Source organism: Streptomyces sp. HUAS ZL42 (assembly GCF_040782645.1).
Taxonomy (GTDB): Bacteria; Actinomycetota; Actinomycetes; order Streptomycetales; family Streptomycetaceae; genus Streptomyces.
Window position 1 is genome coordinate 9237287 of sequence record NZ_CP160403.1, and the last position, 13001, is coordinate 9250287.

10 protein-coding genes are annotated in these 13001 nt (G+C 70.4%); 3 read left to right on the top strand and 7 right to left on the bottom strand.

What is annotated here, in order from left to right:
• Positions 1–90 precede the first annotated feature (90 nt).
• Together ABZO29_RS42200 and ABZO29_RS42205 are read right to left on the bottom strand one after the other, a co-directional pair.
• A complete protein-coding gene (locus ABZO29_RS42200; RefSeq protein ID WP_367325489.1) occupies positions 91–696 on the bottom strand; it encodes a DNA polymerase ligase N-terminal domain-containing protein in 606 nt (201 codons plus the stop codon).
• Positions 697–747: 51 nt separating this feature from the next.
• The gene (locus tag ABZO29_RS42205; protein ID WP_367325490.1) at positions 748–1578 is read right to left on the bottom strand and encodes an aldo/keto reductase; all 831 of its coding nucleotides are present in this window, start codon (positions 1576–1578) and stop codon (positions 748–750) included.
• A 187-nt stretch (positions 1579–1765) separates the two neighbouring features.
• Here ABZO29_RS42205 and ABZO29_RS42210 point away from each other — a divergent pair, with 187 nt between their 5' ends.
• A complete protein-coding gene (locus tag ABZO29_RS42210; protein WP_367325491.1) occupies positions 1766–2740 on the top strand; it encodes a TauD/TfdA dioxygenase family protein in 975 nt (324 codons plus the stop codon).
• 4 nt (positions 2741–2744) lie between these two features.
• Here ABZO29_RS42210 and ABZO29_RS42215 read toward each other — a convergent pair whose 3' ends face one another.
• Both ABZO29_RS42215 and ABZO29_RS42220 read right to left on the bottom strand, forming a co-directional pair.
• Positions 2745–3800, bottom strand: coding sequence for an LLM class flavin-dependent oxidoreductase (locus tag ABZO29_RS42215; protein ID WP_367325492.1), 1056 nt, complete (start codon positions 3798–3800; stop codon positions 2745–2747).
• Between the two features lie 90 nt (positions 3801–3890).
• Complete coding sequence (locus ABZO29_RS42220; RefSeq protein WP_367325493.1) at positions 3891–5393, bottom strand: metallophosphoesterase; 1503 nt, start codon at positions 5391–5393, stop codon at positions 3891–3893.
• A 445-nt stretch (positions 5394–5838) separates the two neighbouring features.
• On the opposite strand from ABZO29_RS42220, the gene ABZO29_RS42225 reads away from it, so the two are divergent.
• Positions 5839–8232 carry a M4 family metallopeptidase gene (locus tag ABZO29_RS42225; RefSeq protein WP_367325494.1) on the top strand — a complete coding sequence of 798 codons (2394 nt, stop codon included), beginning with the start codon at positions 5839–5841 and terminating at the stop codon, positions 8230–8232.
• Positions 8233–8287: 55 nt separating this feature from the next.
• Here ABZO29_RS42225 and ABZO29_RS42230 read toward each other — a convergent pair whose 3' ends face one another.
• The 3 genes from ABZO29_RS42230 to ABZO29_RS42240 form a co-directional block, all read right to left on the bottom strand.
• A complete protein-coding gene (locus tag ABZO29_RS42230) occupies positions 8288–9460 on the bottom strand; it encodes a glycoside hydrolase family 64 protein (protein ID WP_367325495.1) in 1173 nt (390 codons plus the stop codon).
• Between the two features lie 173 nt (positions 9461–9633).
• Positions 9634–10389, bottom strand: coding sequence for a dienelactone hydrolase family protein (locus tag ABZO29_RS42235; protein ID WP_367325496.1), 756 nt, complete (start codon positions 10387–10389; stop codon positions 9634–9636).
• Positions 10390–10512: 123 nt separating this feature from the next.
• Positions 10513–11133: an L-threonylcarbamoyladenylate synthase gene (locus ABZO29_RS42240; RefSeq protein WP_367325497.1), complete on the bottom strand. Its 621-nt coding sequence runs from the start codon at positions 11131–11133 to the stop codon at positions 10513–10515.
• 325 nt (positions 11134–11458) lie between these two features.
• Here ABZO29_RS42240 and ABZO29_RS42245 point away from each other — a divergent pair, with 325 nt between their 5' ends.
• Complete coding sequence (locus ABZO29_RS42245) at positions 11459–12925, top strand: helix-turn-helix domain-containing protein (protein WP_367326393.1); 1467 nt, start codon at positions 11459–11461, stop codon at positions 12923–12925.
• Positions 12926–13001: the final 76 nt, after the last annotated feature.

Here is a 13001-nt window from a genome sequence, read left to right on the forward strand (position 1 = left end):
CCGCTGTGAACATAGAGGCAGACAACGCCTGTTCGTGCCGTAATCCGCGGATCACCCGCGTCGGGCTGCGCAGCGCGCGGCAGGCGCCGCTCAGTCCTCGGCGGCCACCTGGGCGAGGGTGCGACCGCTGCGCACCGAACGTGCTCTGCGGGGATCCGGCGTGCCGTGTCCGTGGCCGCGGCCCGACTTCACCAGCAGCCAGGCCTCCTCGTCGTCGTCGCTCTTCGCGCCCCGGAAACGGGTGAGGGCGTACTCGCCGTGCAGCTTGGACCCGTGGAGGCGGAACGTGGCGTGCCCGCGCTCGAGGGACTCCTCGAAGTCGAGGGGCCTGCCCTTGCGGTCGTGACTGAGCGGTTCGTAGGTTCCGTGATCCCAGACGATCACGGTGCCTCCGCCGTACTCGCCCTGCGGGATCACCCCCTCGAACTCCTCGTACTCGAGGGGGTGGTCCTCCGTCGGGACGGCGAGCCGCCGGTCCTTCGGATCGCCGGAGGGCCCCTTGGGGACGGACCAGGACTTCAGCACGTCCTCGACCTGCAGCCGGAAGTCGAAGTGCAGCGTGCGCGCGTCATGGATCTGCACGACGAACCGGGGCGCCTCCCCGGACGGCGTGGGCCGCCCCTCCGGCTCTCCGGTCCGTCCGAAGTCACGCTTGCCCCGGTACTTCTTCAGCCGGTCCTGCTCGCGCTCGGCCACCTGACACTCCTTCCCGGGCGTCCCGCAGGCCCGGGTACCCCGGCCAAGGTCTCAGAACTCCTCGTGGACCTCCGGATCCCCGCCCATCCGCCGAGGGGCATGGCCGGCGATCGCCCGCATCCGGGCGATCTCCAGCTCGAAGCCGAAGATGTCGAGGTTCTCGCGCTGCCGCTCCGGGCTCGCCGACTTGGGGATGGGGAGCGCGCCGAGCTGGGTGTGCCAGCGCAGGACCACCTGGGCCGGGGTCACTCCGAGGGCCTCGGCGGTGGCGACGACGGCGGGGTCGTCCAGGAGGCGCCTGCCGCAGCCCAGTGGGCTCCAGCTCTCGGTGCGGATGCCCTTGTTGTCGTGGAAGGCACGCAGGTCGTCCTGCGGGAAGTGGGGGTGCAGCTCGATCTGGTTGACGGAGGGAAGGACACCGGTCTCCTTCTCCAGCCGCTCGATGTGTTCGGCGGTGAAGTTGGAGACGCCGATGGATCGGACCAGCCCTTCCTCACGGAGCTTGATCATGGCCCGCCACGAGTCGACGTACCTGCCGACGCGGGGAAGCGGCCAGTGGATCAGGTACAGGTCCACGTACTCCAGGCCGAGCCGCGCCCGGGACTCCTCGAAGGAGGCGAGGGTCTCCTCGTAGCCGTGGTGCCTGCCCGGGAGCTTCGTCGTCACCACGATCTCCTGGCGCGGGACGCCGCTGCGGGCCACACCGCGGCCGACTCCGCGTTCGTTGTGGTAGTTCGCAGCGGTGTCCAGGAGCCGGTAGCCCGTGCCGAGGGCCCGGGCCACCGCCTCCTCCGCCTGCGCGTCCCTCATCGGCCAGGTGCCCAGCCCGATCGCCGGGATCGTCGTTCCGTCGTTGAGCGTGTGGACCGGAATGTTGAGCACTGTCGGACCTTCCCCTCGACTGTGTCGCACACCCAGCGTCACGGATGGGTGAGGGTTGATCAACCGGGCTGGTGCGGCGAGGTGAGCGGTGGCGGGCGAAGGCGACGGGTTGCCGGGCATTGTCGCCACACCCCGCAAACCCTGTCACGATCTTCAAGGAGCCGGTACGACGACCGACGGAGCATGCATGACGACGGACTGGGGCACGGTGGACGGGGCGGAGCAGTCGGCCGGGATCGAGGTGAGACCGGTCGCCGGACACATCGGTGCCGAGATCTCGGGCGTCGACCTGGCCGACGGTCTCGGCGACGCCCAGGTCGCCGCGATCAGGGCGGCGGTGCTGCGCTGGAAGGTGGTGTTCTTCCGCGAGCAGCGGCTGGACCACGCCGGACACGTGGCGTTCGCCCGCCGGTTCGGTGAGCCGGTGGTGCTGCCAAGGCGGGGGAGTGCCTCGCCGCCCGGCTTCCCCGAGATCGAGACCACCGCGGACCGGCTGGAGCTCGGCGGCCGGTTCGGGATGGAGCACGACGAGTGGCTGCGGCGGCGCCGCCACACCCTGCTGCGCGGCTGGCACTGCGACCACGGGGCCCGCGTCGACCCGCCGGCCGCGACGATCCTGCGCGCCGAGACCGTTCCGCCCTACGGCGGCGACACGACCTGGTCCAATCTGGCGGCCGCGTACGCCGGACTGTCCGCGCCGGTGCGGGAGTTCGTGGGCGGGCTCAGGGCCGAGCACCGCCTCGGCGTCGGGTATCAGCCTCGGCCGGGTGACGACGCGTACGTACGGCACCTGCTGGACCGTCAGGTCGCCTCCGTGCACCCGCTGGTGCGCGTCCACCCGGAGACGGGCGAGAAGGTGCTGTACGTCAACGGCTACTACGTCGAGCAGATCACCGACCTCTCCCGCCCGGAGAGCAGCGCGATCCTCGACATGCTTCTCGAGCAGGCGACCAGGCCCGAGTACACGGTCCGCTTCCGCTGGGAGCCGGGCAGCGTGGCCTTCTGGGACAACCGGGCCACCATCCACCTCGCCCCCGGCGACAACGCCCATCTCGGCTTCCCCAGGACCATGCACCGCGTGATGCTCGCCGGTGACGTGCCCGTCGGCGTGGACGGCAAGCCGTCGGAGCCGGTCGTGGGCACCGAGTCCGGGCGCTGGTGAGGACTCAGGCGCCGGGCTCCCAGCCCAGCGCCGGGCCGAGCTTCGCCGCCATGTCGGTGAGGATCTGCACGTAGTCCTCGTGCTCGAAGGTGAACGGCAACGCGAACGCCACCTCGTCCACCTCGCGGAACGCGGCGTGCGCGTGGAGCCGCTCGGCGATCTCCTCGGAGGGGCCCACGAGGTCCGGCGCGAACATCAGGCGCGCCGGGCCCTGCGGGGACGCCGTACGAGGGAGGCGCTTGGCCGCGTACTCCGTGTACCTGGCGCGCTGCTCGGGCGAGGCGGAGTCGGTGGGGATGACGACGAGCCCCTGGGAGACACGGGCGGCCTCGCCGTCGGGGTGGGCGGCGCGGAAGGCGCGGATGTGGGACAGCTGGATCTCCGCGAAGTCCCTTGATTCCTCCGGTTCTTCCGCCTTGACGACGCTGCTGGTGAGGAGGTTCATGCCGTGCTCGCCGGCCCACCGGGAGGAGCGCACGCTGCCGCCGCCGTACCACAGGCGGCGGCCCAGGCCGGGGGAATGTGGCTGCACCCGGTCCGAGCTGAATTCGATATGCGGCTGCCGTCGCGTGGCCTCAAAGCCGTCGACGCCGCTGAAGTCGGTGGCGGGCTTGCCGCGCACGAGGTCCAACAGCCGCTGCACCCGCGCGTAGCCGAAGTCCTCGGCGTGCGCCGTGCCCGGGTACAGGGCGTCCTTGACCTGGTCGAAGTGCATCGGCGGGCCGACGCTCACCCCCGGGTTGAGCCGGCCCCCGGAGAGGATGTCGACCGTCGCCAGGTCCTCGGCGAGGCGCAGCGGGTTCTCCCAGCCCAGCGGGGTGACCGCGGTGCCCAGCTCGATACGGCTGGTGCGCTGAGAGGCAGCCGCCAGGACGGCGACGGGGGAGGAGATGCCGTACTGAAGATGGCGGTGGCGCAGCCATGCGCTGTCGAAGCCGAGCCGCTCGCCCAGTTCGATGATCTCCAGCGTGGACTCGTGTCCCCTGCGCGGGTCGTCCCCGTCGAACAGCCCGATGGTGAGGAAGCCCAGCTTGCGCAGCGGGCGTGAGGTCGGCGGCACGGGCTTCTCCTCGTTCGCGGCCTGAGCGGCCGTACAGCTGTTCCGGCTCGACTGTCGCAGGCGGCCCGCGCAGGGTCCGGTCAGGACAGGTCAGGCCAGCGGGATGGTGACCTCGTCCTCGACCGGCGGCTCCAGCTCCTGCGCGCGGTTGCCGGTGGCGGCGTAGCAGCGCAGCTTGATCGCCTCCGGGGTGACGTCGAGTCGCAGGAAGCACTTGAAGAACGGGGGGCTGTACGTCGCCGAACTCGGCGAGAAGAGCTGGGTGTAGATCTTGCGCACGGGGAGGCGGAACCGCGAGGTGCGGTCCGGGCGGCCGCCGGCGCCCAGCAGGCTCGCGACCAGCCGGGTGCGCCACGTGACCCGGGCGTCGGGGCCCGGGGCCCGGGCCGGAGTGATGCCCAGGCGCTCCGCGATCACCGCCGTGGCCTCGGCCTCGGTGAGGGTGAAGAAGCGGCGCAGGTGCAGCCGGCGGCCGTACAGGCGGCTGTAGAAGGCGAGGGAGTCGCCGCGCAGGGGGTAGCAGCGGAAGTCCTGCTCGGTCACGTTCGCGACGGACACCCGGGGAATGGTGTGCGTGGCGTGCATGAACGCGCCACCGCCGCCCGACACCACGTACTGGATCGTACGGCCGTCGACCTGCACCGGGTAGCGCTGGTAGTTGTGGATGTCGCCGCCGATCGCCGCGACATAGTGGTGGTCAGGGTCGCGGACGATCTCGTCGACGGTGCCGCCGCCCTCGATGGGGCACGGGTGGTGCTCGCCGTCCACGTACAGGGGCGAGCCGGTGACGAGGACCTTCGGGCGAGGGCCCCGGGACACCTCGCGCAGCCAGGCGCCCTGTTCGGCGTCGACGGTGCCCAGCAGACCGGTGTCTATGCCGATGATCCGCACCGGTCCGGCGTCGATCGCCCAGTACGGGCCGGGCTGGACGGATTGCTGGGCCGGAGCCGACCGCAACTTCCTTGCCTCCGCGAGGCGTTGACCGTCCTTGGTGCGCGGCCGGTGCCACAGCAGGGAGCGCAGCCAGGCCCGGGTGAGGGGGCGGGGTGCGGGCTCGGGGGCGAGGGGCGGGGCGTCGTCGCAGAAGACGCGCATGAAGGCGCCGAGGTCCTCGTACCAGTCGTGGTTGCCGGGTATCGCGTAGATGGGCGCCGGATAGTCCTGGTAGGGCCGGAAGAACTTCGTGTTGTAGTCGTCCGCGCTGCCGACGGGATAGATGACGTCGCTGGCTATGACGGCGAACCGGGTGTCCTGACTCGCCTTCAGAAAACCTGGCACCACGGCGTACTGGGGATCGTCCCCTTCCCCTGTGTCGCCGATGACCATGAAGGAGAAGCGGTCCGGATCGTCGCGCCGGATGATCTTGTCGGCGGGCGCCCCGGCGGCCGCGCGCTCGGCGACCCAGCGGCCGCGGGTGCGGCCGGTGGGATCCCCGAACCAGGACGCCACCACCCCGTTGCGTGCGGCCCAGAGGGTCTTGGGGTTGAGCCAGGAGATCTTCTCGACCTTGTGCGGCACGAGCTTCTTGTACTCGCCGAGTTCGGCGGTGCCCCAGCCGGCGCCTTCTGCGGTATCGCGTGAGGAGTCTGCCACCCGGGAACCGTAGCAACGATCAACGACGCTGGGGTCGTTGGGGCGCCCGCGAACGCGGTCCCGGGCAGGCGCAGGTGGACCGGGTGGTCCCGGCCCGGCTGTCTTTCAGGACAGCCTGATCACCATGAAGTCGTGGCAGTATCCGGCCGCCGTGCCCGCGTTCTTGTAGCAGAGGCGCCTTTTGGGCGCCAAAGCGTGCGCACAGCGTCCTCATAGACACGCCCGGCCTTCTCACTCGGCGCAGAGGGATAACCCTCGAATGCCCCGGGTTCTTGATGACATGACCCGGTCAACGCTGCCATTCTCCCCCCGACTGCCGCACACAAGCACCACCTCCCGTTCACGCGTGCAAGGCCCCCGCACACCTCAGCTCGTTCCGAGCAGCACACCCGTCTGCCCGGTCTGTCACCGGCCGCATCCCGCGGCCGCCGCAGTAGGAGTACGAGTGAGATCCATCTCCCGCAAGCGGACCGCGGTCGGAGCCCTGGTCTCCACCGCCGCCTTCCTCGCCGTCGGCATCCAGACGGTTCCGGCGACCGCGAAGCCCGCATCCCCCCACCCCAGCCCGCTGCGCGCCGGAGGCCTGCCGGCCGACCTCACCCCCACCCAGCGCACCGCGCTGATCAAGAGCGCGCAGCAGAAGACGACCGAGACCGCTCGGACTCTCGGGCTGGGCGCCCAGGAGAAGCTGGTCGTCAAGGACGTCGTCAAGGACAACGACGGCACCGTCCACACCCGCTACGAGCGCACCTACGCGGGTCTGCCGGTCCTCGGCGGTGACCTGGTCGTACACACGCCGCCGGCCTCGCAGGCATCCGGCACGGTGAGCACGACCTTCAACACCAAGAAGACCGTCAAGGTGGCCTCCACCTCCCCGACCTTCAGCAAGTCGGCCGCCGAGGCCAAGGCCCTGACGGCCGCGAAGGCGCTGGACGCCGAGAAGCCCACCGCCGACAGCGCCCGCAAGGTGATCTGGGCGGGCAGCGGCACGCCGAAGCTGGCCTGGGAGACGGTCGTCGAAGGCCTCCAGGACGACGGCACGCCGAGCCGGCTGCACGTCATCACCGACGCCGCCACCGGCCAGGAGCTCCACCGCTTCCAGGACATCAAGACCGGCACCGGCAACACCCAGTACAGCGGCACGGTCAGCCTGACCACCAACCTGTCCGGCTCGACGTACCAGCTGTACGACACCTCGCGCGGTGGCCACAAGACGTACAGCCTCAACAACGGCACGTCGGGCACCGGCACGCTGATGACGGATTCCGACGACGTCTGGGGCACCGGCTCCGGCTCCAACACCCAGACCGCCGGCGCGGACGCCGCCTACGGCGCCCAGGAGACCTGGGACTTCTACAAGAACACCTTCGGCCGCAGCGGCATCAAGAACGACGGCGTGGCCGCCTACTCCCGCGTCCACTACAGCTCGGCGTACGTCAACGCCTTCTGGGACGACGACTGCTTCTGCATGACGTACGGCGACGGCTCCGGCGGTACCCACGCGCTGACCTCGATCGACGTGGCGGGCCACGAGATGACCCACGGCGTCACCTCCAACACCGCGGGCCTCGACTACAGCGGCGAGTCCGGCGGCCTCAACGAGGCCACCTCCGACATCTTCGGCACCGGCGTCGAGTTCTACGCCAACAACTCCTCCGACGTCGGTGACTACCTCATCGGCGAGAAGATCGACATCAACGGCGACGGCACCCCGCTGCGCTACATGGACCAGCCCAGCAAGGACGGCGGCTCCGCGGACAGCTGGTACTCCGGTGTCGGCAACCTGGACGTGCACTACTCCTCGGGTCCGGCGAACCACATGTTCTACCTGCTCTCCGAGGGCAGTGGCACCAAGACCATCAACGGCGTCACCTACAACAGCACGACCTCCGACGGCGTCGCCGTCGCCGGTATCGGACGGGCCGCGGCCCTGCAGATCTGGTACAAGGCGCTGACGACGTACATGACGTCCAGCACCAACTACGCCGGCGCCCGCACCGCCGCCCTCAACGCCGCTGCCGCGCTGTACGGCACCGGCTCCACCCAGTACGCCGGAGTCGGCAACGCCTTCGCCGGCATCAACGTCGGCAGCCACATCACCGTGCCCAGCACGGGCGTGACGGTCACCAACCCGGGCAGCCAGTCCTCCACCGTCGGTACCGCGGTGAGCCTGCAGATCTCGGCCAGCAGCACCAACAGCGGCTCCCTGACCTACGCCGCCGGCGGTCTGCCGACGGGTCTGTCGATCAACAGCTCCACCGGTGTGATCTCGGGTACGCCCACCACGGCCGGCACGTACAGCACCACGGTCACGGTGACCGACGGCACCGGAGCGACCGGTACGGCGTCCTTCACCTGGACCGTGAGTTCGAGCGGCGGCGGCAGCTGCACCTCCGCCCAGCTCCTGGGCAACCAGGGCTTCGAGTCGGGCAACACCACCTGGACCGCCAGCAGCGGCGTCATCACCAGCTCCAGCAGCCAGGCGGCCCACGGCGGCTCCTACAAGGCCTGGCTGGACGGCTACGGCTCGACCCACACCGACACGCTCTCGCAGTCGGTGACCATCCCGAGCGGCTGCACGGCCACGTTCACCTTCTACCTGCACATCGACACGGCCGAGACCACCACCAGCACGCAGTACGACAAGCTGACGGTCACCGCCGGATCGACGACCCTGGCGACGTACTCGAACCTCAACGCCGCCTCCGGTTACACGCAGAAGTCCTTCGACCTGTCCTCGATCGCCGGCTCCACCGTCACCCTCAAGTTCAGCGGTGTGGAGGACTCCTCCCTGCAGACCAGCTTCGTCGTCGACGACACCGCGCTGACGACCAGCTGACCCACCGTACGACGTGGACCTCACCCCGCACGGCGCGGGGTGAGGTCCTCGGCTGTCAGCTGAACGGATCGAGTGTCAGATACGCCTGCTGCGGATTCCCGTCGTGCACGAGGGACTCCTGGTTGCCGACGTCGTCGAACGCGAACGCGTAGGCCTTGCCGTCGGCCATCTGCGCGTGGATCTTGCGGGCGTAGTGGTTGGTCACCGGGTCCTGGTAGAAGTTCGCCGTCGTGGTGTCCGGCTGATTGGGGTTGACGAGGAGCGTGGAGCGGTTGAAGCCCGCGCACAGCGTCCGCGAGATCGGGCCGCGCACCGCGTCGTTGGGCGCGTCCAGCAGCTTGTGGCAGCCGAAGATGCTGTCCGCGTCCGGCTTCTGGAAGCTGGTGACGACAGCTCCGGCGCCGTTGGTGAAGTTCATGACGCCGCCGGAGACCCGGCCGTAGTACTTGGTGTTCGGCCGGTCGGCGAACGGGGTCACCGTGAGGGTGGACGTCGTGTACTTCTGCCAGACGCGGTTGACGTAGTCGTCCATCACGGACGCGGGAAGCGCCCCGGTCTCCAGTCCGTGACCGGGCGAGAGCGCGCGCAGCACGGTGCCGTCGGACCGCGTCTGGATCAGGTTCGCCCAGCCGCCCGGCTGCCCGCGCAGCGCGTTGAAGAAGCCGTTGTAGCCGCCTGCCTTGAGATGTCCGGTGGCGGCCGTGCTGCCGTCGGAGCGCTGCACGCCCACCGCGTACGGTGCGGAGAACATGTCCACCTGGGTGCTGTTGATCCACAGTCCCGAGTCGTTGAGCGTGTACTCGGACCAGTTGAACAGGATGTTGCGGTTCGGGTCGGTCGGGTTCTGCACGGCAGGCTGGACCAGTCCGCCGGTGGTCAGCTTGAACACGATCTTCTGCCCGTACGAGAAGTAGATCCGCCCGGAGAGCTTGGGGATCCGGATGGTCCTGGACTGCCCCGCGGCCGGCCCCGGTATGGACGCGTCGGGCGCGGGGACGGGCGGGTTGCCGCCCGCCGGCCATGCATGGAACGTTCCGTTCGCGTCGGCCCAGCCCTGCTGACCCGTCGAGAGCAGGGTGCCGAGGGTGTAGACGTACACGGGATCGGCGCGGCCGGAGTTGTTGGCGATTTTCAGGGGGATCGTGGCGGGCACCGCGGCGCCCGCGGTCGACGGCGCCTGTACGGCGAGTACGGCGCCGAGCACGGCGGCGGCCGCGGCCGTTGCCATGAGCCGGTGCCTGAGGCTTCCGAGCACTCTCCACCTCCATGTGGGGGTTGGGGTCGAAGAGGTTGGTCTATACCTGCTCTGAGAGCGCTCTCAAAGTTGCACTCGGATGCGTCCATGTCAATAGCCGTGGCAAGTGCAGGGGCACCCGGAGCGCGCCGGGTGCCCCTGTCGCTTCAGAACGTGCGCTTCAGCAGATCCAGCAGCGCCGCCCAGTGCCGTTCGTCGCCCTCCTTGTGGTAGGAGGCGGTGTCGGCCTGGGTGAAGCCGTGGTGTGCGCCCGGGTAGACCTCGCAGTGGTGCCGGACGCCGGCCCGCGTCAGCGTGTCCTCCAGGCGCTCGATCTGCTCGGGCGGCAGGGACGGGTCGTCGTCGGCGTGGCCGAAGTACAGCTCGGCGGTGATGTGTTCGGCCACGAGGTGCGGGCTGTCCGGCCCGTCGGTCGCCAGCCGCCCGCCGTGGAAACCGGCCGCGGCCGCGATCCGCGCCGGATACGTGCCGGCCGTGAGCAGGGCCAGCCGGGCGCCCATGCAGTACCCGGTGAGCGCCACCGGAGCGTCGGCCACCAGGGGGCTCTCCTCGAGCCGGCGCAGATAGGCACCGGCGTCCCGCATGGCGAGCTCGGGGGTCAGCGACTGCATGACCGGGCCGATCTGCTCCCAGAGATCGGGCCGGCTGGAGGGGTCGATGAACTCGGGCAGGTCGAACACCGGCGACCGGCCGTGACGGTAGAACACGTTGGGCACCAGGACCGTGTAGCCGGCCGCGGCGAGCGTGTCGGCCATCGACCTGAGATGGGGGCGCAGCCCGAACGCGTCCTGGTAGAGCAGCACGGCCGGACGGGCATCCCCGTCACCCGGATGCACCAGATAGGCGTCGGCGACGCCGTCCTCGGTGGGGATGTCCACGGCTGTTGCCTGTACGGAGGTCATGGCGCTGCCTCTCTGCGCAGTCGACGGCGAGCAACTCGGCGGCCCGGCGGGGCCGGGACCGGAGACATGGTTGCAGGCACCATGCACCTGGCCGCGTCGACCCGGTGTCCCGCGGCAGCGGCCTCACTCGAACCGCGAGGTGTCGCCCGCCCCGTACCGCACGATCTCCGCCTCGCCGCCCGAGAAGTCGATGACCGTCGTCGGTTCGGTGCCGCAGTCCCCGGAGTCGACGACCCCGTCCACCGCGTGGTCCAGCAGGTCCTTGATCTCCCAGCCCTGGGTCATCGGCTCCTCCTCGCCGGGCAGCAGCAGCGTGCTGGACAGCAGCGGCTCACCCAGCTCGGTGAGCAGGGCCTGGGTCACCACATGGTCCGGGATGCGCACGCCGACGGTCTTCTTCTTCGGATGCTGCAGCATGCGCGGCACCTCCTTGGTCGCGGGGAGGATGAAGGTGTAGCTGCCGGGCGTCGAGGCCTTGATCGCCCGGAACACGTCCTTGTCCACCCGCACGAACTGGCCGAGCTGCGCGAAGTCCTGGCACACCAGCGTGAAGTGGTGCCGGTCGTCCAGCTGACGGATGGTCCGGATCCGGTCGATGCCGTCACGGCTGCCCAGGCGGCAGCCCAGTGCGTAGCACGAGTCCGTCGGGTACGCGATGAGCGCACCCGACCGAACGCTCTCCGCGACCTGGGCGATGGTGCGCGGCTGGGGGTTGTCGGGGTGCACGTCGTAGTACTTCGCCATCTGCCGAGCTTATGCCGTGCGGCGGGCCGTGACCGCTCAGGCCGTGCCCGAGGTCAGGTCCGCGGCGGGTGGTGGGTGGCGGGTGGCGGGTGGCGGGTGGCGGGTGGCGGGCGGCTCCGGCGGACGCGGGCGGGGCACCCGTGCATCGGAGCGCCTACCCGGGGCACTCGATACTGCGGGCCCAGCTCGAACGACGTTCGGACAGAGGTGAGGTAACGTCCCGAACCGACATGTCGAACGCGATGTGAGGGACGAGGGGAAGGCCGAAGTGGCTGGCCGAGACGAGGGGAACCGTCATGAGGACGGGACGGGCGGCGCCGACTTGATGTGGGCGGAGGAACTCCTCGACCACCTGCGCCCCACCGGACGCGACATCCGCAAGGTGGTGGACTGGCTCGCGCAGACCCTGCACGCGACCGCGTCGCTCCAGGACGACACCGGCACCCTCCTCGCCGGGCTGCCGACACGGCTGGACCACGACCTGGTGGCGGACATCGTCACCGGCCGGATCGCCTCCGCGGCCTGGGACGGTCAGGGGCAGCACCTGCGCCTGGTCAGGGTCGGCCTGCCGCACGGCGCGTCGGCGGGCGTGCTGGCGGTGGCGCGCACCACGCCCTTCGACCGGCGCGCCTCCGACGTCGTCACCCACACCGCCGCCGTGCTCGAACTGCTTCTGCGGGCACGTGAGACGACCGCGACCGGGCGTCGTCTCAAGCGGGCGACCGCCGATCTGCGCCTGGCCATCCTGCAGTTGCTGATGGTCGAGGACATCGTCGCGGCGCGCCGTGTCGCGGCCGGCCTCTGGCCCGGTCTGCTCGACACCGACACCGCATGCGTCTACGTCGTCGAAAGCTCCCCCGAGGACCGCGACCGGCTCGCCGATGAGTGCCTCGTCGCGACGGAGGAGCGGGCCCTGGTCGTGCGCTGCCCGGCCATGGACGCCCACGTCATCGTCGTGACCCCCGGCGCCTCCGAGGGAACCGAGCTGCGCTCCCTGCTCGAGCGGCACCCCGAGACGTTCCTCGGCGGCAGCGCCTGCCAGAGCCTCGCCCGCACCGCCACCGCGTACGGGCAGGCGGTCAGCGCCCTCGCCGTCGCGCGTTTCCGCCCGGACAAGGCGGCCGTGTACGCCGAACGCACCCACCCCGAGCGCCTCATGGACCCGTCCGTGCTCCGCACCTGGACGACCCGCCTGCTGCGCCCGCTCGACACCCTCCCGCACCACACCCGCGCCGAACTGCTCGCCACCACCCGGCTCGGCCTCGAGTTCACCGCGGTCAGCGCAGCGAAAGTGCTCGGAGTCAGCCGCAACACCGTCCGCGCCCGCATGGAACGCGTGGAAGGCCTGCTGCGCACCGACTTCTCCGACCTCACCGTCCGAGCCGTCGTCCATCTCGCCCTCAACACCCAGGCCGGCCTGGCGGAGGAGGCGGCCGCCGACTGCGACGAGACCGCGAGGCTCGCCGATCTGCTCGCCGGATCCGGCGTCCGCTCCTGGGCGCGCGACCTGCTGACGCGCCTGGACTCCGACGCCCGCGACCTGCGCCGCACGCTGCGCACCTGGATCGCCGCCGGAGGCAACGCCGAACGGGCCGCGCAACTGCTCGGAGTGCACGCCCAGACCGTGCGGGAGCACGTCCGCGGCGCCGAGCCCGTCCTCGAACGCCAGCTCCTCGCCGCCGGCAGCGACCTGTACGAAGTCGTGCTCGCCCATCTGGTCACGGGAGAGCTCGACCACCCCGACCTGCACCGGACGAAAGCGGGTCATCCGGACTCACCTGTGCATGGGTGAGCCCTCCGGGCGGGGGAGCGGGCATCAACACGGTTCACAACCGGTTGCCGAGCCACGTAAGTTCAACGCACCGCGG